Here is a 26424-nt window from a genome sequence, read left to right on the forward strand (position 1 = left end):
GCTCGCAGCGCAGCGACGTGAGAAGAATTGCAAGACAACCGGAAGACCCGGCGCGCGCCGTGCGCGGCGCATCGCGGTGCGCGGCGCGCGACGGGGCGGGGCCACGAGGGCGACAGGGGCAACAGAGCCAACAGAGCAGCGAGCGACGAGCAGGAGCGGCGCCACGCCCGCTTCCGTGTGTGATAGCTCTCCGGTTCCCCCTATGGATCGACTGGTCGTTCGAGGCGCCCGGCAGCACAACCTCAAGAACGTCAGCGTGTCGCTTCCGCGCGACCGCCTGGTGGTGATCACCGGCCCGAGCGGCTCGGGCAAGTCGTCCCTGGCGTTCGACACCATCTACGCGGAAGGGCAGCGCCGCTATGTCGAGTCGCTCTCCGCCTACGCGCGGCAGTTCCTCGAGCAGCTGTCCAAACCGGACGTCGAGTCCATCGAGGGCCTCTCGCCCGCCATCGCGATCGAGCAGCGCGCGCTGGCGAAGAGCCCGCGATCGACCGTCGGCACGGTGACCGAGATCTCGGACTACCTCCGCCTGCTCTTCGCGCGGGTCGGCACCCCGCACTGCCCCGCGTGCGGCAAGCGGATCGAGGCCCAGACGGTGCAGCAGATCGTCGACCGCATCCTGGATTTCGGCGACAAGACGCGGGTCACGATCATGGCGCCCATCGCGCGAGGCCGCCGCGGAGAGCTGAAGCTCGACATCGAGCGGCTGCGCCGGGAGGGCTTCGTGCGAGCGCGCATCGACGGCGAGATCGTCGATCTCGGCGACGAGATCGTCCTCGACCGGACCCGCGCGCACGACCTCGACGTGGTCGTGGACCGGATCGTGGTCAAGGACGGCATCAAGGGCCGGCTCACCGACTCCGTCGAGCTCGCGCTCAAGCTGGGCGAGGGCAGGCTGCTCGTCGACATCTCCAGCGACGGCATGAAGATCGAGCCCCTCTGGATGAGCGAGCGCTTCGCGTGCATCGACTGCGGCATCTCGCTGCCGCCCATCGAGCCGCGGATGTTCTCCTTCAACGGCCCGCACGGCGCGTGCCCCGCCTGCGACGGCATCGGCGCGAGGACCCGCATCGATCCGGACCGCGTCATCCCCGATCCTCGGCGCACGCTCCGCGAGGGCGCGGTGGTGGCCTGGGGGCGCCGCGGCTCGCTCTCGCTCGCCACGGAGACGGAGCGGGCCGTCAGCGCGCTCGGCTGCGATCCCGACGTCCCGTGGGCGAAGCTGCCGGCGGCGGTGCGGCAGGCGATCCTCGAGGGGAGCGACGCCCAGGGCGCCGGCGGCCGGGGGAAGAAGAGGGCCGCCTATGAGGGGATCATCCCGCGGCTCGAGCGCCTGCTGAGCAGCGGCGAGCCCGCCCTCGCCGACGAGGAGGAGGCCGATCCCGACGAGGACAGCGCCGCGCTCTCCGACGAGATCGGCCGCTTCGTCATCACGCGCGTGTGCGACGCCTGCGACGGCAGGCGCCTGCGCCCGGAGGCGCTCGCCGTGCGCCTCGGGGATCGCAACATCGCGGACGTCGGCACCCTGCCGCTGCGCACGCTGCGCGTCTTCCTCGAGGGCCTCATGCCGCCGAAGGAAGGCGCGCCGCGGGCCCCCGCCGATGGGCAGGCCGCGGGGGAGGCCCACGTCGACGGCGCGCTCGCGCCGCGCGAGCGCGCGATCGCCGAGCCGCTGCTCCGGGCGGTGATCGCCCGCCTCGGGTTCCTCATCGACGTCGGGCTCGACTACCTCACGCTCGACCGCTCCGCGCAGACCCTCTCCGGCGGCGAGGGCCAGCGCATCCGCCTCGCGACGCAGATCGGGGCCGCGCTCGTCGGCGTGCTCTACGTGCTCGACGAGCCCTCGGTGGGCCTGCACGCGCGCGACAACACGCGCCTGCTCGAAGCGCTCAGGCGGCTCGTGGACCTCGGCAACACCGTGGTCGTCGTCGAGCACGACCGCGACGCCATCCTCGCGGCCGACCACATCGTGGACATGGGCCCGGGCGCGGGCGTGCACGGCGGCAACGTGGTGGCGCAGGGCACGCCGGAGGAGCTGAGCGCCGATCCGGCGTCGATCACCGGCCCGTACCTCAGCGGCAAGAAGCAGCTGGCGATCCCCACGAAGCGCCAGCGCCCCGACGGGCGCTTCATCCGCGTGAGCGGCGCGCGGGCCCACAACCTCCTCAACGTCACGGCCGAGATCCCCGTCGGCCTCTTCTGCACGGTCACCGGCGTGTCGGGCTCGGGCAAGTCGAGCCTCATCGTCGACACGCTGCTGCCGGCCGCGAAGAACGAGCTGTACAGGAGCTCCGCCCCGATCGGCGCGTGCGACGGCATCGAGGGCCTCTCGCACATCGACAAGGTCATCTCGATCGATCAAGCCCCGATCGGCCGCACGCCGCGCTCGAACCCGGCGACGTACACGGGGGTCTTCGGGCTCCTCCGCGAGCTCTACGCGGGCCTCCCGGAGGCGAGGACGCGCGGGTACAAGGCGGGCCGCTTCTCGTTCAACGTGAAGGGCGGACGGTGCGAGGCCTGCCAGGGCGACGGCGTGCTCCGGATCGAGATGCACTTCCTGCCCGACATCTTCGTGACGTGCGAGACGTGCGGCGGCCGCCGGTACAACCGCGAGACGCTCGAGGTGCTCTACCGCGGGATGTCGATCGCCGACGCGCTCGACCTGACGGTCGAGCAGGCGATCGACCAGTTCGAGGCGCTCCCCCGCGTCCGGGAGCGGCTCGCCGCGCTCGCGCGGGTCGGCCTCGGCTACATCACGCTGGGGCAGCCCGCGACGACGCTCTCGGGCGGCGAGGCGCAGCGCGTGAAGCTCGCGCGCGAGCTCGCGCGCAAGGCCACCGGCCGCACGCTCTACGTGCTCGACGAGCCGACGACGGGCCTGCACTTCTCCGACATCGAGGTGCTCACCGCGAGCCTGATGAGCCTGCGCGACGCCGGGAACACCGTCCTCGTGATCGAGCACAACCTCGACGTGATCGCCTGCAGCGACTGGGTGATCGACCTCGGCCCCGAGGGCGGCGAGCGCGGCGGGACGATCGTCGCCGCTGGCACCCCGGAGGACATCGCGCAGGAGGAGGCGTCCTTCACCGGCGCGTACCTGCGCGAGGTGCTCGTGGCGTCGAAGCGTCGCACCCCGCAGCCGCCGCGCAGCCGCGCGGCCGCCCGCAAATAGCAGAACGGGCGTGGCCCCTCCCGGTCCGCGCGAGGTGGACCGGGAGCAGGAGCGCACGCCCGACGGCGCCGAGGCACGCTCGCGCAAGGAGGCGACCGGCGGCCGGCCTCCTCGCGCGGCGCAGCGTCAGCCGTAGTCCTTCTCGACCCGCTCCTGATCCTCTTTGCAGCGGATGCACAGGGTCGTCTCGGGGCGCGCCTCGAGGCGCTTCGCCGAGATCTCCTCCTCACACTCCTCGCACTTGCCGAACGAGCCGTCCTCGATCTTCACGAGCGCCTTCTGGATCTTGTCGAGGAACGACTTCTCGCGGCCACGGAGCCGGAAGGTGAACGACTGCAGGTACTCGCTCGACGCGAGGTCCATCTCGTCAGGGAGATCGTTCGCGTCGAGCATCATGTCCTCGGTCAGCGTTTGCTTGGCCTTCTTGACGATCTCGTCGCGCTTCGTCTCAAGCAGGGTCTTGAACTTTTTCAGCTGGGCCTTGTTCATAGGTCCTCTCGCGTCGAATGCGCCGTTCGGCGCTGCCGTCTGAGCTCCCTGGCGCATGCAAGCCGCGGGGCGCTGACCCCGGCTGCCGGGACTTACGGCTCCGCGACATGTCCGGAGAGGCCAGACAGCCCCCCGAAATTGCGAGGCGCGGGATTCTAGGCGTGGGCGCCGAGCCCGTCAACGACGCCTCCGTCGCAGGCAGAGATCGCCCGAATTCACTGCGGCCGATGCCTCTCGATTCGCCATCAAGCGCCCTCACGCCCGCGACCGACCGGACGCTGCGGCATCAATCGGCATCGGTTGTCGGGACAGCGTGGAAAGCATCTGCGGGAAGTCCCCGAGCCGCCGGAAAAGGCGGCGGACTTGGCCTCAAACCCGCATGCTCACCCCAGAGCACGCCGGAAATGAGACGCAGCGGACGGTTTGACGAAAGGCAGCTCACGTGGAACAAATTTATCCCATATTGCTGGATTTCGATCAGAACCGAACCCCGGTCCGTCCCCGCGATGCCTCGACGGTGATCGTCCTCCGTGACGGTCACGCTGGAATCGAGGTGTTCTGCGTTCGCCGCCACGCGAGCTCGAGCTTCATGGGGGGCGCCGTTGTCTTCCCTGGTGGGAAGGTGGACGCGCAGGACGGCGCGGAAGTCTGGAGGGATCGGGCGACCGAGCCACCGGCGCGCGCCGCTGCGTTCGCGACGGGCGATACGCCGGCGCGAGCGCTGTGTGTGGCCGCATGCCGCGAGACGCTGGAGGAAGGGGGCATCCTGCCGACCGATCTGCCGCTGTCGGGCGACAAGGTCGACGCGGTGGGGCGGGAGCTCGCCGCCGGGGCGCCGCTCGACGCGGTGCTCGCGCGGCGCGGCCTGAAGCTCGCTCTCTCGGCGCTCGTCCCGTGGGCGCGGTGGATCACGCCCCTCGCCGAGGCGCGGCGCTTCGACGCGCGCTTCTTCCTGCTGCCGCTACCGCCGGGCCAGATCGGGCGACACGACGGGTACGAGACGACGATGAGCTTCTGGGCAACGCCGTCCGAGGTCCTGGAGCGCGCCGCGCGTGGGGAGATCCTTCTCGCTCCGCCGACTTCACGCACGCTCGAGCTCCTCGCCGCGGTCGCGGACGTGCGCAGCGCCGTGGCGCTCGCGGAACGCCAGTCGCTCTTGCCGATCTGTCCGCGCTTCGTCCCGGGCGATGGGGCCGAGCCGCCCTACCTGGCGCTGCCAGGCGACCCTTCGCACGAGACGCGCGATCGGCGCACCGAGGGTCCGACCCGTTATGTCCTGCGCAACGGGCGCTTCGTCGCCGAAGAATGCTGCGCACATGGATCCCTGATCCACATCAAACAGGAACGAGAGCCAGATCCACCCGTGCCGACCAGCTTCGACGCCCCCCAGACGAATGCCCCCTCCGTGCCGGCGACGCCTGATCTCGAGGAGTGAGCCATGGAAACGAACCCGAAAGAGAACACGACGCAGCCCGAGCTGTTCACCGCGAGCGACGTCGCGCGCTTCTGTCAGGTGGACCTCAAGACCATCCACAATTGGGCGGACAAGGGGGAGATCCGCCACTTCCGCACGCCAGGACGGCACCTCCGTTTCCGGCGGCTGGACGTGCTCGATTTCCTCCGAAAGTACGGCTACCCGATCCCGGAGATCCTCCGGATGGGCAAGCCGAAGGTCGTCGTGGTCGACGACGACCCCTCCGTCCTCGCCGCGCTCCGCAAGACGCTGTCGCGGAGGTTCGACCTGACGACGTTCCAGGATCCGTTCGACGCGCTCGTCGCGGTGGGCAACCTCCAGCCCGACGCGCTCATCCTGGACATCATGATGCCGGGCCTCGACGGCGTGCGCTGCCTGGAGCGGCTCCGCTCCATCGACGCGACCTCGCACATCCGCTGCATCGTGTACTCGAACCACGAGGACATGAAGAAGAACGCGACCGAGGCCGGCGCCTACGACTTCATCAAGAAGGGCGAGGCCGGCGAGCTGCGCGACTCGCTCGAGCGGCTCATGGGCCTCGAGCGAGGGTGACGCCTGCGCGGGTGACGCCTGCGCGGGCGACGCCCGCGCAGGCCAGCGGCCCCCCTCACTTGCCCTCGCGGTAGGCGCGGATCGCGTTCACGATGGCGTCCGCCATCTTCTGTCGGAAGTCGGCGGTCGCGAGGCGAGCCTCGTCCTCGGGGTTCGAGATGAACGCGGTCTCGAACAGCGCGGCCGGCATGTCAGCGCCCGCGAGGACGAAGAAGCCCGCGCCCCTGACGCCCTGATCCTTCGTGTCGGGGTAGCGGGGCGAGAGCGAGGCGAGCGACGACCGCTGGAGGAGCTCGGCGAAGTGGCGCGAGCGGGCCGCCATGTCGCCGACGTTGAGGTTCGACAGGATCGCCGCCACCTCGAGGCGGGCGCCGGGATCACCTGGATCCACGCCCTGCCCTGCCCGCCCGGCGCGGGCGGCGTTCTCGCGCGCCGCGAGCTGCGCCGACGTCGCCTCGCCGTCGTGAGGGGCCGCGAGCGAGAACGTCTGGACCCCACGAGCGCGGCCGTTCTCGCTCGCGTTGCAGTGGACCGAGACGAACAGGTCGGCGTGGAACGCGTTCGCGCGCGCGGTGCGGAGCTCCAGCGGGACGTAGGTGTCGCTGTCGCGCGTGAGGAGCGTCTCGATCTTGAGCTCGCGCGCGAGGAGCGGGGCGACGCGGTGGGCGACGTCGAGCGTCACGTCCTTCTCCTTCAACCCGGTGGGGCCGACGGCGCCGGTGTCGTTGCCGCCGTGCCCCGGATCGATCGCGACACGCCGGACCTCTCGCGCGCCGCCGGGGCTGTCCTTGTCATCGCGCAACGGAGGGCGGGTGCTCACGTCGACGACGATCCGGAACGGATCGGGGAGGTAGAAGATCCGGCGGTGCAGGTTGGCGGCGAGATCGAGGACGACGCGCGTTCCATCCGGCTGGACGCCGACGCGCACCCGCCGCAGGACGCCGCCGACCTCGATCTCCCTCGCGATGCCGCGCGACGTCGCCCTCGCGATGTCGACGAACACGCGCGCGTCCTTGCCGGCGCTCTCGTTCGCCGCGAGCGTGCCGACGTCGAACGTCGTCGGCGCGGAGAGCTCGACCACGACGCGCGCCCCTTTGTCCGAGCCGTGCCGCTCGATCGAGGTGATCTTCACCGGGCCGGTGGGCGCGGCCGGCGCCCGGGGGGCGACGACGAGATCGCCGGTGGCCTCGGCGGTCGTCACCTGCACCGGCGCCGCGCCCGCGGAGCTCGCGGGCGCGGCGGAGGAGCCCGGCGCCGGGCTCGATGCGAGCGCGAGCGCGAGCGCGACGCCCTCGACGCGGTGTCCCTCGTGCTCCAGCGCGCGCAGCGCATCCCCGCTCGGCCGGTAGGCAGCGGCTTGCGCGAGCGCGAGCGCGAGCGCGCCCAGGCACTGCGAGCGCGGCGCGCCGCCGGACGGCGCGGGCGGGGCGAGGGCCGCGTAGCGCCGCGAGACCAGGTAGAGCTCGCGGTACGCGACGGCCGCGTCGTGAGCGAGCTCGCCGGCGAGCAGCGCGCGGCGGCGCTCGGCCTGGCACGCGCGCTCGACGTTGGCCGGATCGGCCGAGGCGCGGAAGGCCGTCGCCGCCGCGCTGTAGAGCTCCATCGCCTCGCGCGCGTCGGTGACCGCCTGATCGAGGCGGAAGAGCCGCACGCGCAGGTCGCCGGCCAGCTCCGCGAGCGAGGCCGCCTGCGCCGGCGCCCCGGCGCGCGATGACGCGATGGCGACGGCATCGGCGAGGGCGACCGTCTCAGCGCGGGGTGGGAGGAGCGCAGCCGGATCGAGCAGCGCGGCGGCGCGCTCCTCGTCGGAGATGCCGGCGGGCGCAGCCGGCGCGCTGCCCTCCGCGCTGCACCCGAGGGTGGCGTGCGCCACCACTGCAAAAAGCGCGATCACCGCGAACGCCGAGGCGCTACGATGCAACCACGCCGGGCTGGAGTGCTGTCGGTTCGCCAGTTCAGCCCCGCGCGCCGAGCGACTGGCGATGCGTCCAGGAGGTTTCACGTGCCCGACCTCACGCCCACTTCATCCACAGGACCCCTCTACGCGGACCGCGTGTCGGGGGAGAGGTTTGCCGACGCGACGAGCATGGTCAACGCGTATCTCGCCCGGTACAACGCGAGCTCTCAGGGCGGGGCCAGATCGCCGAGCGGCGCTGGCGCCAGCACGCTCGACGAGACGGGGTACGCGCAGCTTCAGCACGGGAGCGCGACGATCGGCGTCAACGTGCTGGAGGCTCAAGGCGTCCTGATGGTCTTCTCTCCCATCATGGCCGTGCCCCTGAGCGGGCGCGAGGCCTTCTACAGGCGTCTCCTGGAGCTCAGCTTCGTCATCACCTCCGACGCGGCCTTCGCGATCGACAAGTCGCGCAACGAGGTCGTGGTGCGCTGCCTGCGGCGCCTCAGCGCGCTCGAGTACGAAGAGTTCGAGGATATCGTCACGACGGTGAGCCAGGTCGCCGACACCTGGGATGACGCGTTGCTGCGCGAGGCGCGCGGCGGATGACCCGTTCGCCGTGGTTTCCGGGGGCACCAGGGGGCGCGCGCTCCCGCCGTGCGCGGCAGGTGGTGATGCGCCGATCCGTCGCGAGATTGCGGTGCAGCAGACGCGGATGGTAAGTTCCTCACCGCGATGACTGCGGGGGAGCAACCGACGACCGCGGAACCTGGTGAGCGCTCCCTCTCTGCTGAGGAGGCGGAACGGATCGCGTCGTCGATCCGGCCATCCTGGGAGGGGTTCGACGAGCTGTCGGGCGCCCGAGGCGACCCGCGCGGCGGCGCCGTTGCTCAGGAGCCCGGCGCATCCGCTGCGAGATCGTCGGAAGCCCAGGCGGCCTCCCCCGCCGAAGCGCCGGCGGTGAAGCCTGGACCCGCGGTGGGGCCTTCTCCTGCTGCACCTGCGGCGCCCACGACGCGCGTCATCGAGGCCCCACCAGCCGGCGCGTCCGGCGTGTCCGACACCGTGATCGAGGGGGTCCCGACCATCGCGATCGGCGAGGACCCGCCGGGGCCGCCCGCGGTGGAGGCGACGTCCCGCGACGCGGGAGCGGCGGGGGGCGGTGAGCAGGCCAGCCCCTCGCCTCAGCCGCTCATCGACGCCCGGACGGCCGGCGGCGCGTCGGACGCGGGCGCCCCGGTCGCGCTCGAGGGCGGCGCGGTGACGCGGGGCCAGCCCCCCGCGCCGGCAGGGAAAACACAGGTAGGAATGGGTGAGCCGGCGGCCGCGGCCGGCGCGCACGCCGCTGAGCCGCAGCCGCAGGTGGACCGGTCCCGCTCCCCTTCCCCGGAGAACGAACCGCCGTCGGCACGGCCGGCGCGCAGAGGCTCCCGCTCCCGCGCGGCGCATCCGGCGAGGGAGAGCGCTGATTCCGTGGCCGCGTCCGGCGTCCGCACGGAAGACCAGGATCCGATCGAGATCCCCGTGTCCACGCCGAACAAGACGGCGCTGCGGATCGTGCTCGCCCTCGCGGGCGTGGCCTTGCTGCTCGTCGTCGTTCGCACCTTGCGTCAAGACGACGCCGGAGAGGATCCAGGGCCCCCGGCGGCATCGTCGATGGCGGAGACACCCGCCGCAGCGACCACGCCCCCAGCCGCCTTGCAGGCGCCGACCGCCGCCACCGCTGCCGACGACGGCGCCTCGCCGGCGCCGAGCGCCTCAGCGTCGCCTCCGGCTCCCACGGCGACGACATCTGCCGCCGCGGCAGCGCCTACCTCTGTCACGACGCCTCCTGCGGCCACGGCGCCTGCATCGGCCACGGCGCCTGCTTCCGCCGGGAGCGCAGCGACGCCCGCGGTGCCAGCGACCAGGCCGAAGGCAGCCCCCCCTGCACAGAGGCCCGCGCCTCCAACACCGGCGCAGCGTGGCACGAGCTCGACCGGAGGCAGCAAGGGCGGCGGCATCATCCGCGATGCGCCGTTCTGAAGCGCACCTCTTTCTCGCCTCGGCAGCGAGGCCTGCTGCAATCGTACCCTTTCGCGGACGCCGACGAGGCGAAGCCCGATCTGAGGAGCCATGAAAACACGCGCCTGCGCCCCAGTCCTCCTGCTCTCGCTGATCGCTCCCGCCGTGCTCACGGAGGCCGGGCTCCCCCCTTCTCTCTTCAGCGAGCCGCTGAGCTTCGCGCAACCGTCCGATCCCGTGACCGAGGTCGCGCGCCAGCGCTACGAGGAGGGGGTCAAGGCGTACGACACCGGTCGGTTCGAGGAGGCACGCACCGCGTTCCTTCAGGTGTACGCGCTCAAGCGACACCCGGCAGTGCTGCTCAACCTCGGGCAGAGCGAGCTTCGCTCCAATCACCTCGAAGACGCCGGCAAGCACCTGCAGCAGTTCCTGCGCGAGCACGCCGCGGCGACGCCGGAGCAGCGCGCCGCAGCGGAGAAGGCGATCGCCGATGTGAAACGGAAGACCGGCTTCCTCGTCGTGACCGCCGACGCGAATGGCGCGGACATCAGCGTTGACGGCGTCCTCATCGGCAAGGCGCCGCTGCTCGATCCGGTGTTCGTGACGCCCGGCAAGCACACCCTGTTCGCGACCTACCTGGACCGATCAGCGACCACGCAGGTGGACGCGAAGATCGGCATAGCCACAGCCGCGACGCTCACGCTGGGGACGACCGGCGCGACGCCCGCGACGCCGCCTGTCGGCGCGCCAACGCCGGCCACGCCGACCGGTGCGCTCACCTCGACCCCGCCGGCTGCCGTGCCGCCACCGCCAGCGCAGCCTCCGGCGACGGGCGTCGCGCAGCCGGCGCCGGGCGCGCCCGCTGCCGGCGCGATGCCTCCTGGCGCGGCCGCGCCGAGCCCCTCACCGGGAGCGCCGACGAGCTCCGGCACCGTCAGCGTCTCGACGAGCGGCACGATGGGCTCGATGGGCCCAGCGCAGACCTCCGGCGGACGCGAGCCGTTCTTCCACTGGTACGCCCGCAAGCCGCTCGCCTGGGCAGGGACCGGCGTCGCCGGGGTCGGCCTGGTCATGGGGATCGTCGGCTCGGCCATCACGGTGGACGCGCGCAGCAGCGCCGACGACATCGGGCAGCAGATCGAGGCGTACGTCGCGGGTCACCAGAGCGCGATCCCCGCGAACCGCAGATCTCAGCCCTGTGGCGCGCGCGAAGATCCGTCCGGCGACCTCCCCGACTTCAGGAACGCGTGCGGAAAGCTCCGCGAGAAGCTCGACCGCTTTGACGGCGCGGTCCCCTGGGCGATCACGGGGTGGGTCCTCTTCGGCGTCGGGGTCGTCGGCACTGCGACCTACGCCATGATCGATTGGTACCCGCAGAAGCAGCAGACCGCGGCCGACGGGCCGCGCATCACCGCGATCGCGCCGTTCGTGGCGCCAGGTCAGGCCACGCTCAGCGTCGCAGGCGCCTTTTAGCGCTGCGGTCCGGTGCGCGCGCGCCGCGGATCGAGCTCACGTATCCCTCGCGACACGAAGCAGATCCCGCATCGTCGACCGCGGGACATCCGCGAGCCGCGCCGCGGCGCTGACGTTGCCGCCGACCTCCTCGAAGGCGCGGAGCGCATCGGCGGGCGTGATCTTCCGGCGGACCGGGGGCTCACGATCGGCGATGACCGCGGTGATGTGCTCGGGCAGCACACGGCCATGCGCGCGCAGCGCGGCCTGGATGAGCACGTTGCGGAGCTCCCGGACGTTGCCTTGCCAGCGGTGCGCCCTCAGCGCGGCGAGCGCCCCAGGGGACAGCTGGCGCCGGCCAATTTCGGAGCTCGCCAGGAGGTGCTCGGCCAGGAGCGGGATGTCGTCGGGCCGATCGCGCAGCGCGGGGAGCTGAAGACGGCACACCGCCAGGCGCTCGTAGAGATCCGCGCGGAAGCGACGCTCACTGACGAGGGTCTCCAGGGGCTCGCAGGTGGCGACGACGAGCCGCACGTTGACCTGCGTCGCCCTCTCCGCGCCCAGAGGGCGGACCATCCCCTCCTCCACGACGCGCAGCAGCTTCGCCTGGACCTCCAGCGAGAGCGCCGCGATCTCGTCGAGGAAGAGCGTCCCATGGCTGGCCTCGACGAACGCCCCCTGACGCTCCCGAACCGCGCCGGTGAACGCGCCCCGACGATGGCCGAACAGCTCGGACTCGGCGAGCTCCCGCAGGATCGTGGCGGCGTTCAGGACCACGAACGGCCGGTCGGCCCGGGTGCTCTCCGCGTGGATCGCCCGGGCCACGAGGTCCTTGCCCGTGCCCGACTCGCCGCGCAACAGCACGGGGAGCTGGAGCGGCGCCACCCGCCGCACCGCCGCGGCGAGCTGCCGCATGGGCCGCGAGCGGCCGATGAGCCCGGGGAGCGGCGGCCCATCCTCCTCGATCACCGGGATTTTTCGGGCCGCCTCGACGCACATCGCCGTGCGACCGATCTCGAAGCAGCCGCCAGGAACGAGCATCGCCTGCCGCACGCGGACGCCGCCGACGCGAACGCCGTTGCGAGAGCCGAGGTCCGTCACCTCGATCGATGCGCCGCGGTGCGCGACGCGGCAGTGCTGGGCGCTCACCGCGACATCGTCAAGCCTCACGTCCACAGCCGGAGCGCTGCCCAGGATGAGCTCGGCCCCCGGCGCGACGGCGATGCGCACTGGAGCGCCTCCGCCGGGATGCTCGCAGCGGAGCCACACCGTGGCGAGCGCGTCGCTATCGTCAACGATCTCCACGGTGACGTCCCGGATCGAGAGTGGCTCACCGCCGCGCGCGCCGGGGTCCGATCGACCGCCGGGCGCTCCGACGAGCGCTCCCGGCAGCGCCACGAGGGGCGCGGCCGGCGCCGCAGGCGGCGCGGACGCCGCCCTATCGCCGTGAGCCGAGGTGAGGGGTCTGGAAGGGCTGTCGTGGTCGCTGCGGGTCTGTGCGTCGTCCATGTCCAGGAGGTTTGTCGTCGGCGCGCGAGGCGCAGTTGCGTCGCCCGGACGACATTCCTGCTCGTCGGCACGCGCCCCCTTTGCGCTCTGGACCGCGCTGTTCTAGAGGCCGTTCGTGAGATCGCGCTCGACAAGGTGGACCGCGCCGATGCTCGGCGTGGCGGCAGCGGGCTGGGTGCTCTCGGCCAACCAGGCCCTCGCCCAGCCCGCAGATCAGACGACGGCCGCAGCCGAGGAAGAAGAGGAGGCCGGTCCGGAAGCCGGGGTGAAGCGCCCCGCCGGGCCCGACGAGCGAAGCGGACACCTCCTGCTCCAGGGACGGGCCGGGTACAGCCAGCCCTTCGGCGGCATGGCCGCCGGTCAACCGGTCACCGACACGGTCTCGGGCGGGTTCGCCTTCGGCGCCAACCTCGGCATCGGCTTGAGCCGCGTGACCGTCCTGGAAGCAAGCGGCTCCTATACCCTGCTCCCGGCAGCGGCAGGCTGCAGCGACTGCTCCGGCCGAAGCCTCGACCTGGGTCTGGGGTTCGTCTATCACGTCGCCCAGGGGATCGCGGTCGACCCCTGGATCAGCTACGGCGTGGGGTACCGGCGAGCGGTCTTCACATGGCCGGAGGCCTCGGCGGCCAGTCCAACCGGGACCGATCATGTGTTCCACGGTCTCGATGTCGCCCGCATCGCGCTGGGCGCCGACTTCTACCCGGCGCCGAGCTTCGGCGTCGGTGTGTTCGCAGAGCTCGACGCCGGCACCTACCTCTCGCGCCCTGACAAGGGTTCCGACCCAACGGCCTACGGATTCTTCCAGTTCGGTGTGCGCCTCTCGCTGGATCCCCTACCCCGGGGCACGCGACCACCGGCAGCCTCGGCCGGTACGTCACCGAGGATCGCCGCTCAAGCGACCGGCTTCCAGGGAGCAGCCCGCCGCTAAAGCAGCCGGAATGTGGGCGGTGCAGAGCGAGGGGCAGGTATAATCTGCCGCGAATGGGCGAGTTCAGGACGAGCAGCCGCACCCGACCCGTCGCGGCTGCCGTGACCGACGTAGGTCGCCAGCGAAAGCACAACGAGGACAACGTCCTCGTGAAGTCCGAGCTCGGCCTCTTCGTCGTGGCGGACGGCATGGGCGGGCACAACGCGGGCAACGTCGCCAGCGCGCTCGCGACCAAATCGCTCGACAACTTCTTCGAGGCGACCCGCGCCGGCAGCTTGCCAGGCCCCGTCCCGGCCGACGAACAGGAGCTCGATCCGGAAGCACGGCGCGTCGTAGCGGCGATCCGCAAGGCGAACCACGATGTGTTCGTCATCTCGAACACGTACACCCAGCACCAGGGCATGGGCTCGACGGTGGTCGCCGCCTACGTGTCGTGCGAAACGGAGCAGATCCACGTCGGGCACGTCGGCGACAGCCGCTGCTACCGGATCCGACACGGCGAGATCGAGCAGCTCACGAAGGACCACTCGCTCATCAACGACGCCCTCGCGCTCAAGCCCGACCTGAGCCAGGACGAGCTGGCGAGGCTCCCGAAGAACATCATCACGCGTGCGCTCGGCATGAAGGACGCGGTGAAGGTCGACATCCGCTCGGAGAACACCCAGCCCGGCGACGTCTTCCTGCTCTGCTCGGACGGGTTGAGCGGGATGATCTCGGAGCAGCAGATGCTCGATGTGTTCGACGTCACCCAGGATCCGCACGAGGCCTGCGAGCTCCTCATCGAGATGGCCAACGAGGCGGGCGGGACCGACAACATCTCGGCGCTGATCGTCCGCATCCAGCTCGACGCGCAGGACGAGCGGCAACCGAACAGCGCCGAGCTCGACGACACCCGGCCCCTCCACGTCGATGAGTTCGGCGAGACGGTTCCGCCCGCGGCGGTCCAAGAGGGACAGCTCCAGGTCGACGACGTCGATCTCGACGTCGCGGCGCAGCAGGTCCACTCCATCGCGGACAGCAGCCTGCGGAGCCAGGCCCACAGCGCGTCAGGCACGGTGGCGCGCGTGGCCGCCGCGCCGTTCACGGATCGGCGGTCGCGGGCCGCCGCTGGCTCCGGTCGCTACACCGCGGTGACGACGGCGGCGAGGCCTCCCGCGAAGGATGCCCCGCCATCGAAGTCCGCAAAGCGCGCGACCGAGGTGCGGGTCGCGCGGTGCGCGCACTGCAAGCACGAACTCTTCATCGGCAACCGGTTTTGCGTCGAGTGTGGCGCCCCCATCAAGCCGTGAGCAGCACCGCGGGCCCTCGATGCGCGGCGCGTCGTCAACGTCGACCTGCGCCCCGCCCCGAGCGCCGGTCGCTAGCAGCGGCCGACGCAGCGGGGCCGACGCCGCACGTCACTTGACCGCGAGCAGCTCGACCTCGAAGACGAGGGTCGAGTTCGGCGGGATCACGGGCGGGAAGCCGCGAGCGCCGTAGCCGAGCTCCGGCGGGATCGTCAGCTTGCGGAGGCCGCCGATCTTCATGCCGGCGACGCCCTGATCCCATCCCTTGATCACCTGCCCGGCCCCCAGCTTGAACGAGAAGCCCTGGCCCGGGCGGTCGCGCGAGCTGTCGAACTTGTTGCCGTTGGTCAGCGTGCCGACGTAGTGCACCGTCACGAGCTGGCCGTGCTTCGCCTCCGCGCCTGTGCCTTCCTTGAGGTCCTCGATCCCGAGCTCTGCTTGCATGGTCGACTCCTTTCGGCGCGATGGGAGGAGCGCTGCACGGTCGCGTCAAGCCGAAGCAGCAGATGAGCCCTCCGGACGGGCGCCCGCGAGCGCAAAGACGCTCGGATAATCGTGGCTCAGCCGCCGAAACCAGGGAACGTGAACACGGGCGCGCCTCCGGTCATCCGCCAGGTGTTGGCGGTCTGCTGGACGACGGGCTGCCGCAGTAGCGGGTGCGGGTGCGTCTGTTCGAAGGCAAACAGGATCGTGGCGGGCGTGAGCTGATCGAGCGACGCGAAGAAGCCGAGCGTGAGCATCGCGCCGCCCTCGGTCCAGCGGTACCCCTGCTGCCGCGCGCCAGCGGCGAGCAGGTTGTTCACGCCCGCCACGTCCGCCGCGATCTCGTTCGGCTGGTTGAAGATGGGGAGCGTGCGCGACAGCATCCGCCCGAGATCCGCGGGCGTGACGCCCCGGCTCCCCCCCTGCCCGTTCGCGCAGCCCGTGTGCCCGAGGTGATGGTGGCCGAGCTCATGGCCGAGAACGAACGCGAGCTGCTCGTGGTAGAGCTGGCGCTGCCGCTCGACCTTGCGCGCGTCCGTGTGCTGCACCGGATCGACGAAGCCCACCGGCGGCCGGACGATCGGCTGCCCAGGCCGCTGTCGCTGCGCGAGCATCCGCAGGAACTCGTCGAGCTTCCTCGTCCCGAAGACCTCGTCGGTCGCCTTGAACTGCGCGATCTGCGCCTCGACCTCGAGCAGCCCGTCGGTGATCGCCATGAACGGCATCCGCTGGTCGTCACAGCCGGCGAACGCGTTCACCTCGCCCACCGTCGGATCGGCGATGAACGGGATGCCCCTCACCTTCTGCTGCGAGGCCGCCGGCAGCGCGCCGATCAACGCGCCCATGACGACGCCGGCCTCGGACTGGAGCCAGCCGACGTTGATGTCGTTGATGGGATCGCCGAGCACCGGCAGCCCCGGCATCGTGGGCACGTTGAAGGTAGGCGCCGGCACAGGCCCGGTCTGCGCAGGCGGGTACCCGGGCTGCTGCGGGTACCCGGGCTGCTGCGGGTACCCGGGCTGCTGTGGAGGAGCACCCTGCTGGGGCGCGCCGTACGGAGGATAGGCCTGGCCGTACGACGGCTGAGACGCAGGCCGGCGCGAGCTGCCTCGCTGACAGCCTGCGACCAGTCCGAGAGCCAGAACGAGGGCGCCGATCGGTCGAAGCAGATTCATCGCCGCGAGCATAGCGCACCGCGAGGGGGTCAACCTCGCCGCGCCGCACGCAAGATCTCGGCGCGCGGTCGCGGTCCGCGGCGCACGCCGCGGCGCCGCGATGAGCCGAAAGCCGGGCGCCGGGCGTCAGGCGCAGGAGGACCGATGAACAGACACCGTGCCTGGTCTGCCGCCGCCACCCTGTGGATCAGCGCCGCCGCGCTCTCGGGCTGCGGCGGCGCCTCCGTCGCGCAAGCCCCGGTCGCGCCGGAGCCCGCCGGTGCGACCTCGATGGCGCCGCACAAGGGGAGCGCCGTCGAGACGGCCGATGATGCGCTCGCGGAGCTCGAGCGCGCGGAGGACGAGCTCGATCAGGCGATCGGCACGCCCGCACACGACGAGGGCCGGGCCGTGGCGGAAGCGGCGCAGCCGGGAGCGCCGCCAGCGGCTTCACCGCCGAGTCCGAGCGTGCCCGACAGCCGCGCCGCGCCGTCACCGCGGGCGACGGCCGCCGGCGGCGAGCCCCCGGCCAAGAAGATCGAGGCCGAGCCGACGTCCACGCCGCCGTGCGAAACCGCGTGCCGCGCACTCGCGTCCATGAGCCGCGCCGCGCAGCACCTCTGCGGGCTCGCCGGCGACGCGGACCAGCGGTGCGATTCCGCACGCGCCCGGGTCAAGAGCGCGACAGACCGGGTCGAGGCGCGGTGCCCGCGCTGCGCCGAGCTCTGAGCCTCGACCAGGGACGCACGGCCGGCCGCTCCAGCTCGACATGAGCGGTGCTGCCGTCGCGCACAGCTGTGCCCACCTCGATACGGGCCGAGCGCGCCTTCCGCTCAGACGACGGCCTCACGGGCCCGGCGCGAGGAGCTGAAGCAGCCGCACATTTTTGTACATATCCCCGAGCGAGCCCGCCGCCGCATGGCCGGCCTTCGCGAGCAGCTCGATCTCCTCCGGGCGCACCTCCACCTGCACCGTCAGCCGGCCGGCGCCCGGCTCCACGGCGAGGGTCGCGCGCTTCGCGATCTCGGCGAGCGCGGCCCCGGACTCCGGGCCAACGAGCGCCTTCAGCGCATCGACGTTCGCGCGCTTCTCCTCGAGGAGCTTCCGGAGCTCTTCGGCCGCCTCGGCCGACGCCGCGTCGATCGCGACGGTCGCCGAGAGCCCGCCCTTCGTCGAGACGCCGACGGTGACGGCGCGCGGACCCGTGGAGCCGGTGAGGATCGCGCGGAGGCTCGGCTTGCTCTCGGAAAGGAGGACGACGCCCAGGAGCGGACGATCCCACCCGATGTGCGCGAGGCGCGACGTCGCCTCGTCCCGGCTCGCCAGCGACGTCCCGGCCTCCTCGGCGTCGATGCTCGCGCGGATCTCCGGCTCGGCGCCATACAGCAGGATGGACCCGTCGCGCACGGCGATCGCGTCCTCGCCGGCGCGGAGCAGGTACTTCACGCCTTTGTACTCTGCCTGGACGTAGCTGTGCGTCGCCAGGCGCTCCGCGAGCTTCTGCTCGTTGAAACGCCCGCGCGCGACCACGAGCGACGGGGCGACGACCAGCTTGTCGACGTCGAACCCGAGATCGATGCCCGTCGCCTTCTTGATGTCGTCACGGGTGCGCTCGATGTGCAGCCGCACCGCGCCCCCCTCCGCGCCGAGCGCCTGCAGGTGGATCTGATGAGGGTCGACGATCACCACGCCGGGGACGTTGCCTTGGACATATTCGAGCAGCGACTCGTCTCTCGGGAAGGTCGCGGCGCGGAGGTGCGCCACGCCGAAGCCGAGGAGCCCCGTCTGCTGGGCGAGGACGATGATGAGCACGAGGCCGACGAGCACGATGTACTTGGCCTTGCCTCGCTTCTTCGTAGCTCCGGCGACCTGGACCGGCTTCGACGCGCTCTCGGTGCTCATCTGTGCTCGCTGCGCCCTCTCTGGCATGCCGCACGCCGCCAGGGCCCTGCGGGAACCGCCTCCGCAGAACCGCAAGCGCCGCTCATGCACCCGGGGCGCGCTGCGGCAGAGCATAACCGGAAGCGAGACGCCGGCCAGGCCTTCCGCCGGGGCCGCCGGCCGGATAGAACCGACGCGACGTGCCTCGATCCTCGTCCCCCGATGGCGGCGGCGCGCTCGCACAGCCGAGCGATAGCTCCGTGCTGCCCGCCGCCCTCGGCCGCTACCACGTGCAGCGCCTCCTCGGCGAGGGCGCGATGGGGCGCGTGCTGCTCGCGCACGATCCGCTGCTCGATCGCGACGTCGCGCTGAAGCACCTGCGCGACGACCTGCGCATCCCGCGCGACGTCCGCGAGCAGCTCATCGTGAGGATGCGCCACGAAGCGCGCGCCGCCGCCCGGGTGACCCACCCGAACCTCGTCACGCTCCACGACGTCGGCGAGGACCCGGACTTCGGGCTCTACCTCGTCTTCGAGTACGTCGAGGGGCCGACGCTCAAGCAGCACCTCCTCGAGCGGCCGCTCTCGGCGTCGCAGGCGGCGCGCCTCGCGTGCGAGCTCGGCGAGGCCCTCACGATCGCGCACCGGGCAGGCATCGTCCACCGCGACATCAAGCCGGAGAACATCATCCTCTCCGCGAACGGCGGCAAGATCGCCGACTTCGGCATCGCGCGGATCCCGGACTCGACGCTGACGCACCAGGGAGGGCTCATGGGGACGCCCGCGTACAGCGCGCCGGAGACGTTCCGCGTCGGGAAGTTCTCGCCCGAGAGCGATCAGTTCTCGCTCGCCGCCGTCATGTACGAGGCGATCTCCGGGAGCCGCGCGTTCCCGGGCGACGACGCTGTCTCGGTCGCCTCGAAGATCGCGAGCGACGAGCCGCCGCCGATCGCGAAGGAGCTCGGCCTCCCGCCGTCGCTCGATCAGGTGCTCGCGCGCGGGCTGTCGAAGCGACCCGAGGACAGGTACCCGAGCTGCGACGAGTTCGGCGCCGCGTTCGCGAACAGCCTCGAGTGGGCCGCCTCCAGCCAGATGCCGAGGCGGATGCTGGACAGCGCCGTCACGGCGACGCCGGCGCCGCCAGCCGAGCCAGCCGCGGTGCGCGCAGATCCGCTCGACGCCGACTTCCCTCCCCGCGAGCGGAAGGCGGGGCAGATCGCCGTGGGCGCGGCCGTGGTCGTGGCCACGGCCGCGCTGCTCCTCCACACCGCGCTGCGATCTGCAGACGCGCCCGCCGAGGAGCCCGCCGTCGGAGCAGCGCCGATCGCCTCGTCGGCGACGACGGCGCCACGACCGCGCCCTGTCCCGTCGGCGCGGCCCGCGCGCCCGAAGCACGACCCCGCCGACACCACGGCGCGCGCGACGGTCAGCGCGGAGCCCAGTGCCGCGGAGCCCAGCGCGAGCGCGCCGGGCAGCGCCACGACCTCGCCCGTGCCGACCGCGCTTCCCGAGGACGAGCAAGGCGCGGACGCCGGAACACCGGAGACCGACGATCTCGACGTGCCAGAGACCACAGAGCCCGGCACGCAGGACGCCGGTGGTGCCGATGCTGCTGCGCGTTGAACGGGTGACATCGCGGATGCGTTGTCACGCGGAAAAAACTCCCGTAAAGGAGCCCGAGTAAGCACCGTCGCTGTCCTGCACGGCCGACGTCAAGCGCCTCGCTGGGTCCGTCGCAAGCTCCGGAGAGGCCCTGGAATCACGCCGATCGCTGCCCTAGCGACTGTCTGAATTGCTGTTCTGCCCCGTGAGATCCCCGCGATGACTACCCTGACAAACGGCGACGATCTCCATCTGTCGCTCTACCGAAAGATGTTTCAGATACGCCGCTTCGAGGAAGAAGCGGCCCGCGCGTACGCGCAGAGCAAGATCGGCGGGTTCCTTCACCTGTACATCGGTCAGGAGCCCATCGCCGTCGGTGCTTCCGCGGCGCTCCGCCCCGACGACTACGTGATGACCACCTACCGCGATCACGGGCTCGCGCTCGCCCGCGGGATGAGCTCGCGCGCCGCGATGGCCGAGCTCTACGGCAAGGTCACCGGGTGCTCGAAGGGGCTCGGCGGCTCGATGCACTTCTTCGACAAAGAGCACAACATGCTCGGCGGCTACGGCATCGTCGGCGGGCACATCCCCATCGCCGTCGGGACCGCGTTCGCGTCGAAGTACCGCGGCGAGGACCGGGTCTCGATGGTGTTCTTCGGCGAGGGCGCGGTGAGCATCGGCGACTTCCACGAAGGGATGTCGCTCGCGGCGCTGTGGAAGCTGCCGATCGTGTTCGTCTGCGAGAACAACGAGTACGCGATGGGGACGCCGCTCTCCCGGACGCTCTCGGTCGAGGACGTCTCGCTCAAGGCGCTCGCCTACGGGATGGAGCGCGATCGCTTCAACTCCGAGCACGTCCTCCAGGTGCGCGATCGCCTCGCCGAGGCCGTCGCGCGGGCGCGCACGAACTCGGAGCCGACGCTGGTCGAGATCAGGACGTACCGCTTCCGGGGCCACTCGATGAGCGATCCCGGCAAGTACCGGACGAAGGAGGAGCTCGACGAGCGCAAGAAGAAGGACGTGCTCCTTCGCTCGCGCATCGAGCTCGAGGAGAAGGGCCACAAGGCCGCCCTCGAGGCGATCGAGAAAGAGGTGGAAGACGAGATCACCGACGCGATCCGCTTCGCCGAGGAGAGCCCCGAACCCGGGCCCGAGGTGCTCGAGCCCACAACCTATGCAGGACCTTTTGCGCGATGACCGTCCTAAGATTCCGTGAGGCGGTTCGCGCCGCCATGGTCGAAGAAATGGAGCGCGACGAGCGGGTGTACCTCGTCGGCGAGGAGGTCGGGCACTACCAGGGCGCCTACAAGGTGACCGAGGGGATGCTCGACAAGTTCGGGAGCAAGCGCGTGATCGACGCGCCCATCACCGAGAGCGGGTTCACCGGCATCTCGATCGGCGCGGCGATGGTCGGGCTCCGGCCGATCGTCGAGTACATGACGTGGAACTTCTCCGCCGTGGCGTTCGACCAGATCCTCAACAACGCGGCGAAGCTCCGGCAGATGTCCGGCGGGCAGCTCTGCATCCCGCTCGTGCTGCGGGCGCCGAACGGCTCGGCGAAGCAGGTCGGCTCGCAGCACTCACACTCCATGGAGCACTTCTACGCGCACGTCCCCGGCCTCAAGGTCCTCGCGCCCGCGATGCCGGCGGACGCCAAGGGTCTCCTGAAGTCGGCGATCCGGGACGACAACCCGGTGCTCTTCATGGAGAGCGAGACGCTCTACGGCGTGAAGGGCGAGGTGCCCGACGACCCGGATTTCATCGTGCCGATCGGGGTCGCCTCGATCGTGCGCGAGGGGACCGACGTCTCGATCATCGCGTGGAGCCGGATGGTGCACGTCGCGCTCGAGGCGGCCGCGGAGCTGGAGAAGGAGGGCATCAGCGCGGAGATCGTGGACCTGCGATCGCTGCGCCCGCTCGACGAGGAGACGATCGTGAAGAGCGTCACGAAGACGCACCGCGCGGTCGTGGCGCACGAGGGTTGGCCGTACGGCGGCGTCGGCGCGGAGATCGCCGATCGCATCCAGCGGCTCGCGTTCGACGATCTGGACGCGCCCGTGCTGCGCGCGACGACGCTCGACGTCCCGATGCCCTACAACGCGCGGCTGGAGCAGTACGTGATCCCGCAGGCGTCGCGGATCATCGAAAATGTTCACCGCGTTCTCTACAAAAGCTGACTGAGCGGACCCACATCCCCGATCAAGGTTGATAGACCCATGGCGAAGGTTCTGGAACTTCCGAAGCTGTCCCCGACCATGGAGGAGGGGCAGATCAGTGCCTGGCACAAGAAGGAAGGCGACGCGATCGACATCGACGATCTGCTCGCAGAGGTCGAGACCGACAAGGCGACCATGGAGTACAAGTCCTTCGATCGAGGGACGTTGCTCAAGATCCTCGTGCCTGCGGGCAGCGTGGTTCAGCTCGGCCAGCCTGTCGCGATCATCGGCACCCCGGGCGAGGACGTAAGCGCCCTCGCCGGCGGAGGCGGCGGTGCCGCCGCGAAGCCGAGCGCGGCGGAGGCTCAGCCCAAGGGAGAGCGCGCCGCGCCGCCGGCCGGCAGCGAGGCGCCCGTGACGAGCCCGCCGCCTGCGGCGCGCGGCGAGGCGGTCTCGCCGCCCACGCAGCCGGCCGCACCGCAGCCGTCGTCGAACGGGCGCGTGAAGGCGTCGCCCTACGTACGGAAGCTCGGCCGAGAGCGCGGGCTCGACCTCAGCAGCGTCGCTGGCAGCGGTCCGCGCGGGCGCATCGTCGCGCGCGACCTCGAGGGGCTGAAGCCGGCGCCGGCCGCCGGGCCGGCCAAGGCGACCGCCCCCGGCGAGCTCGCTGCGCCGGAGGTGAGGCCGCTCAGCATGATGCGCAAGGCGATCGCCCGGCGCCTCACCGAGTCCAAGCAGACGGTCCCGCACTTCTATCTCTCGATCGACGTCGACGCCGATCCGCTGAACGCGCTTCGCGAGCAGATCAACGCGGATCTCGCGGCGACCGCCGCCGAGGGGGAGAAGCCGGTCAAGGTCAGCTTCAACGATCTCCTCGTCAAGGCGTGCGCCATCGCGCTCGTGCGCGTCCCGGAGTGCAACGCGCAGTTCACCCCGGACGCCATCCTCATTCACCAGCGCGTCGACATCTCGGTCGCGGTCGCCGTCCCCGAGGGCCTCGTCACGCCGGTGGTGCGCGACGTCGATCGCAAGCAGGTGCTCGACATCGCGGCCGAGGTGCGCGAGCTCGCCGGGCGAGCCAAGGCGAAGAAGCTGCGGCCCGAGGAGATGGCGAACGGCACGTTCTCCATCTCGAACCTCGGCATGTATGGGATCGACAACTTCGGCGCCGTCATCAACCCGCCCGAGGGAGCGATCCTCGCCGTGGGCCAGGTCCGTCGCGAGCCCGTCGTGCGCGGCGAGCACATCGTGCCGGGCCGCCGCCTGAGCATGACGCTCTCCTGCGATCATCGCGTCGTCGACGGCGCGGTCGGCGCGACCTTCCTCAAGGTCCTGCGCCAGCTCCTGGAGCACCCGACGCAGATCCTGATCGGCTAGCTCAGGTCGCCTCGGCGCTGCTCCCCAGGGCGTCGCCGAGGCGCGCCAGGTTCCGCGAGAAGATCTGCACGGACGGGTGCGACGGCCCGAGCGCCTTCGTGGCGATCGCCACGGCGCGCTCGATCTGCTGCCACGCGCCCGACAGATCGCCGAGCGCCTGCAAGACACGCCCGAGGTTGTTCACGATGCTCGCCACGACCGGGTGATCCGGACCGTACGTGGTTTGCGCGATGCCGAGCGCGCGCTCCAGCTGTTCGCGCGCCCCAGGCAGCTCGCCGAGCGCTTGCAGCACGCTGCCGAGGTTGTTGCAGCCGATCGCCACCGCCGGGTGGTCCGGGCCGTAGGTCGCCTCGGCGATCTTCAGCACGCGCGCGAAGTTCGCGCGCGCGCCCTCGAGATCGCCGAGGTCGCGCAGCACGCTGCCGAGGTTGTTGATGTCCCGCGCCACGTCGGGGTGATCCGGCCCGTAGGTGTCCTCGACGATCGCGAGCGCGCGCTCGAAGTCGGCGCGTGCCCCGGCCAGATCTCCGAGATCGCGCAGCACGCGCCCGCGGTTGTTCAGCGCGAGCGCGAAGCGCGGGTGGTAGAGGCCGTAGCTGTGCTCATCGATCTTGAGCGCCTCCTCGAACTGCTCGCGCGCTCCCTTGAGATCGCCGAGATCGTGGAGCAGCCGACCGAGGTTCGTGCGCCCGATCGCGACCGTCGGGTGGTCCGGGCCGTAGGCGCGGATGTCGATCGCGAGCGCCCGCTCGAGGTGCACGCGCGCGCCCGCGAAGTCGCCGAGGTCGCGGAAGAGGGCGCCCAGGTTGTTGAGCCGTATCGCGACGCTCGGATCGTCGGGGCCGTACGTCGCCTCGTCGATGGCGAGGGCGCGCTCCAGGTGCTTGCGGGCGCCCGGTAGATCGCCCTGATCCATGAGCACGCTGCCGAGGTCGTTCACGTCGCGCGCGACGTCCGGGTGATCGGGGCCGAAGCTCGCGATGTCGATCGCCAGCGCGCGCTCCTGGTGCGCCCGCGCGCCGCCGAGATCGCCGAGGTCGTGGAGGACGCTGCCGAGGCTGCGCAGCACGGCCGCGACCTTCGGATCGTCGTGGCCGAACACCGCCTCGTGGAGCGCGAGCGCCCGCTCCAGGTACCCCTTCGCCTCCGCGAACGCGGCGCGCCCCTGCAGGTAGACGGCGAACCGGGCGAGGAGCCGGCCGCGCACCTCCCGCGCGACGTCGTGCGCTTCGGCCTGGCTCGCCGCGGCGAGCGCGTGCGGCAGCCATCGGGCGCAGAAGGGCCACGTCTCCACCTCGTCGCTGCTCTCGGGGAACGCGTGGTCGACGAGCCGGACCGCCGCCTCGGCCCACACCTTCCGGTCCTCGGGCGAGAGGCGATCGCGGACCACCGCCTGGACGAGCCGGTGCACGGAGAGCGCGCCTTCGTGCACGTCGATGAACGAGTAGCGGCGGAGCGCGGCGACCGCCTCGTCGAGCCTCAGCGGATCGCTCAGCGCCTCCGCGAGCGCCGCCGGCAGGTGCGGCGCGGCGTCGGCGAGGCCCTCGCGTGGGATGTCATCGGGCGCCAGGTACGCGCACAAGCTCAAGAGGTCGACCGCGACGGGCGAGAAGCGCTGCGCCTCCTGGAACGCGAGGCCCCACGTCGTGGCGATCGGCGTCGGGTAGTCCATCGGCATGCCGCGGAGGAGGAGCCCGCGCTGGTGATCACCGAAGGCGTCGTGGTAGGTCGCGATGGACGATCCCGTCTCTTTGATGGTCGCCGCCGCCTGCACCAGCGCGAGGGGGAGATCCCCGAGCGTCTCAGCGAGCTTCTCCGCGGCGCGCGCGTCGCTCTGCCCGGTTCGATCGAGCAGGTACTTCACCGAGTCGGCGCGATCGAGCGCCGGCACGGTGAGCGGGGTGGCGATGCCGCGGAAGCTCGGGTTGCGCGAGGTGATAAGGATGTGCCCGGTGCGGGGGTGCGGGAGGTACGGGGCGACGTCCTGCGGGTCGTTCACGTTGTCGAAGATGAGGAGCCACTTGTCGTTGCGCGACAGCCACGATCGGGCCGCCTCGATCGCGATCCGCTGGTCGGCCTCGTTCTGCTCTGGCAGGTCGAGGGCCGCGGCGAGGCGCGCGAAGTCCTCGGCCGCCGTGGCCGGCTCCTCGGCGCGGATCCACCAGACGACGTTGTACTGGCTCGCGTACCGGTGCGCGTACTCGGCGACGAGCTGCGTCTTGCCGACGCCGCCGAGGCCGCTGATGGACTGCGTGAGCGCAGCGGGCCCCCCCGTGGTGAGCGTGCTCCGCAGCTCGCTCAGGAGCTGGTCGCGCCCGGTGAAGCCCGGGTTCCGCGGCGGCAGCTTCTTGATGTGAGGCTCCGCGTCGGGCGAGCTCGACGGCCTTCGAGCGGTTGGCCGCTGCGTCGGCGGCTCCGTCTCGCGGACGGCGCTCCGGATCCCCTTCGCGATCTCCGTGAACGCCTCGCTCTGGTTGGGGTAGCTCGTCACCGGCCGCGCGCGGCTCGGCAGCGGCTGCAGCTCGCCGAGCAGCGTCTTCTCCCAGGCGCAGGGCCGCAGGATCACGGGGATGACCCGGCACTCGCCGGCCTCGTGGCGAGCGATCGCCTCGCGCATCTCTGGAGAGAGCCACGCGTCGGTGGAGAGGAAATCAGCGCTCACGAGCAGCAGCACGACCCGCGCCTCGCGCAGCCTCGCCGCGGTCGCCTCTCGCCGCTCCCTCCCTCCGCCGAGCGCGAAGCCCTGGTAATTCCGGATGACCCCCTGCCGTTTCAGCGCGTCGAGGTGGGTCTCGATCTTGGGCCGCAGGTCCTCGTCCCTCGGTGAGTAGGAGAAGAACACATCGGCGGGGCTCGTCGCCAAGGCAACCATAGTTCCTCTCGCGGGCCTTAAAGTCTCACGACGGACCTGACGCGCAACGAGAATACGCGGTCGGAAAAGACCCAGGAAGAGACGGTAGTTGTCGCTCTCGGCGGATACATGCGGGTCGAACCTCCATCGTCTCGTGGGGG

At 71.3% G+C, this 26424-nt stretch carries 20 protein-coding genes; 13 read left to right on the top strand and 7 right to left on the bottom strand.

Annotation, left to right across the window (positions count from 1 at the left end):
• Positions 1 to 202: 202 nt before the first annotated feature.
• Positions 203 to 3172: an excinuclease ABC subunit UvrA gene (uvrA, locus tag WMF45_RS21390; protein ID WP_437718722.1), complete on the top strand. Its 2970-nt coding sequence runs from the start codon at positions 203 to 205 to the stop codon at positions 3170 to 3172.
• Positions 3173 to 3298: 126 nt separating this feature from the next.
• On the opposite strand, the gene WMF45_RS21395 is transcribed toward uvrA, so the two are convergent.
• A complete protein-coding gene (locus WMF45_RS21395) occupies positions 3299 to 3661 on the bottom strand; it encodes a TraR/DksA family transcriptional regulator (RefSeq protein WP_012236416.1) in 363 nt (120 codons plus the stop codon).
• Positions 3662 to 4178: 517 nt separating this feature from the next.
• On the opposite strand from WMF45_RS21395, the gene WMF45_RS21400 reads away from it, so the two are divergent.
• Complete coding sequence (locus WMF45_RS21400; protein WP_437718723.1) at positions 4179 to 5096, top strand: NUDIX hydrolase; 918 nt, start codon at positions 4179 to 4181, stop codon at positions 5094 to 5096.
• A 3-nt stretch (positions 5097 to 5099) separates the two neighbouring features.
• On the top strand, positions 5100 to 5687 hold the full coding sequence (locus tag WMF45_RS21405) for a response regulator (protein WP_012236418.1): 588 nt from the start codon (positions 5100 to 5102) through the stop codon (positions 5685 to 5687).
• Positions 5688 to 5742: 55 nt separating this feature from the next.
• Here WMF45_RS21405 and WMF45_RS21410 read toward each other — a convergent pair whose 3' ends face one another.
• Positions 5743 to 7581: an N-acetylmuramoyl-L-alanine amidase gene (locus tag WMF45_RS21410; RefSeq protein WP_437718724.1), complete on the bottom strand. Its 1839-nt coding sequence runs from the start codon at positions 7579 to 7581 to the stop codon at positions 5743 to 5745.
• A 192-nt stretch (positions 7582 to 7773) separates the two neighbouring features.
• Here WMF45_RS21410 and WMF45_RS21415 point away from each other — a divergent pair, with 192 nt between their 5' ends.
• The 3 genes from WMF45_RS21415 (at position 7774) to WMF45_RS21425 (ending at position 11058) form a co-directional block, all read left to right on the top strand.
• Positions 7774 to 8190, top strand: coding sequence for a YbjN domain-containing protein (locus WMF45_RS21415; protein ID WP_437718725.1), 417 nt, complete (start codon positions 7774 to 7776; stop codon positions 8188 to 8190).
• Positions 8191 to 8541: 351 nt separating this feature from the next.
• Positions 8542 to 9606, top strand: coding sequence for a hypothetical protein (locus tag WMF45_RS21420; protein ID WP_437718726.1), 1065 nt, complete (start codon positions 8542 to 8544; stop codon positions 9604 to 9606).
• 90 nt (positions 9607 to 9696) lie between these two features.
• Positions 9697 to 11058, top strand: coding sequence for a hypothetical protein (locus WMF45_RS21425; RefSeq protein WP_437718727.1), 1362 nt, complete (start codon positions 9697 to 9699; stop codon positions 11056 to 11058).
• 36 nt (positions 11059 to 11094) lie between these two features.
• Here WMF45_RS21425 and WMF45_RS21430 read toward each other — a convergent pair whose 3' ends face one another.
• Positions 11095 to 12546, bottom strand: coding sequence for a sigma 54-interacting transcriptional regulator (locus WMF45_RS21430; RefSeq protein ID WP_437718728.1), 1452 nt, complete (start codon positions 12544 to 12546; stop codon positions 11095 to 11097).
• 148 nt (positions 12547 to 12694) lie between these two features.
• Between WMF45_RS21430 and WMF45_RS21435 the strand changes: the two genes are divergently transcribed.
• Entirely contained in the window at positions 12695 to 13474 is a 780-nt protein-coding gene (locus WMF45_RS21435; RefSeq protein WP_437718729.1) for a hypothetical protein, read from the top strand.
• A 53-nt stretch (positions 13475 to 13527) separates the two neighbouring features.
• On the top strand, positions 13528 to 14763 hold the full coding sequence (locus tag WMF45_RS21440; RefSeq protein ID WP_437718730.1) for a Stp1/IreP family PP2C-type Ser/Thr phosphatase: 1236 nt from the start codon (positions 13528 to 13530) through the stop codon (positions 14761 to 14763).
• A gap of 108 nt (positions 14764 to 14871) precedes the next feature.
• On the opposite strand, the gene WMF45_RS21445 is transcribed toward WMF45_RS21440, so the two are convergent.
• Complete coding sequence (locus tag WMF45_RS21445; protein ID WP_272099563.1) at positions 14872 to 15204, bottom strand: FKBP-type peptidyl-prolyl cis-trans isomerase; 333 nt, start codon at positions 15202 to 15204, stop codon at positions 14872 to 14874.
• A gap of 116 nt (positions 15205 to 15320) precedes the next feature.
• A complete protein-coding gene (locus WMF45_RS21450; RefSeq protein ID WP_437718731.1) occupies positions 15321 to 16418 on the bottom strand; it encodes a M48 family metalloprotease in 1098 nt (365 codons plus the stop codon).
• Between the two features lie 144 nt (positions 16419 to 16562).
• Here WMF45_RS21450 and WMF45_RS21455 point away from each other — a divergent pair, with 144 nt between their 5' ends.
• Entirely contained in the window at positions 16563 to 17126 is a 564-nt protein-coding gene (locus tag WMF45_RS21455; protein WP_437718732.1) for a hypothetical protein, read from the top strand.
• A 117-nt stretch (positions 17127 to 17243) separates the two neighbouring features.
• Here the strand turns inward: WMF45_RS21455 and WMF45_RS21460 are convergent, their stop codons facing one another.
• Positions 17244 to 18299: a hypothetical protein gene (locus WMF45_RS21460; RefSeq protein WP_437718733.1), complete on the bottom strand. Its 1056-nt coding sequence runs from the start codon at positions 18297 to 18299 to the stop codon at positions 17244 to 17246.
• Positions 18300 to 18478: 179 nt separating this feature from the next.
• Between WMF45_RS21460 and WMF45_RS21465 the strand changes: the two genes are divergently transcribed.
• The 4 genes from WMF45_RS21465 (at position 18479) to WMF45_RS21480 (ending at position 23412) form a co-directional block, all read left to right on the top strand.
• On the top strand, positions 18479 to 19900 hold the full coding sequence (locus WMF45_RS21465; protein WP_437718734.1) for a protein kinase domain-containing protein: 1422 nt from the start codon (positions 18479 to 18481) through the stop codon (positions 19898 to 19900).
• Positions 19901 to 20098: 198 nt separating this feature from the next.
• Positions 20099 to 21076, top strand: a complete 978-nt coding sequence (gene pdhA, locus WMF45_RS21470) for a pyruvate dehydrogenase (acetyl-transferring) E1 component subunit alpha (protein WP_437554259.1) — start codon at positions 20099 to 20101, stop codon at positions 21074 to 21076.
• The gene (locus WMF45_RS21475; protein WP_437718735.1) at positions 21073 to 22056 is read left to right on the top strand and encodes a pyruvate dehydrogenase complex E1 component subunit beta; all 984 of its coding nucleotides are present in this window, start codon (positions 21073 to 21075) and stop codon (positions 22054 to 22056) included. The genes pdhA and WMF45_RS21475 overlap by 4 nt, the downstream gene beginning before the upstream one ends.
• Positions 22057 to 22095: 39 nt before the next feature.
• Positions 22096 to 23412, top strand: a complete 1317-nt coding sequence (locus WMF45_RS21480) for a pyruvate dehydrogenase complex dihydrolipoamide acetyltransferase (RefSeq protein ID WP_437718736.1) — start codon at positions 22096 to 22098, stop codon at positions 23410 to 23412.
• 1 nt (position 23413) lies between these two features.
• Here WMF45_RS21480 and fxsT read toward each other — a convergent pair whose 3' ends face one another.
• Positions 23414 to 26284, bottom strand: a complete 2871-nt coding sequence (gene fxsT / locus WMF45_RS21485; protein WP_437718737.1) for an FxSxx-COOH system tetratricopeptide repeat protein — start codon at positions 26282 to 26284, stop codon at positions 23414 to 23416.
• Positions 26285 to 26424: the final 140 nt, after the last annotated feature.

Origin of the sequence: Sorangium sp. So ce448 (genome assembly GCF_051520915.1) — a bacterium.
GTDB classification, from domain to species: Bacteria; Myxococcota_A; Polyangia; order Polyangiales; family Polyangiaceae; genus Sorangium; species Sorangium cellulosum_B.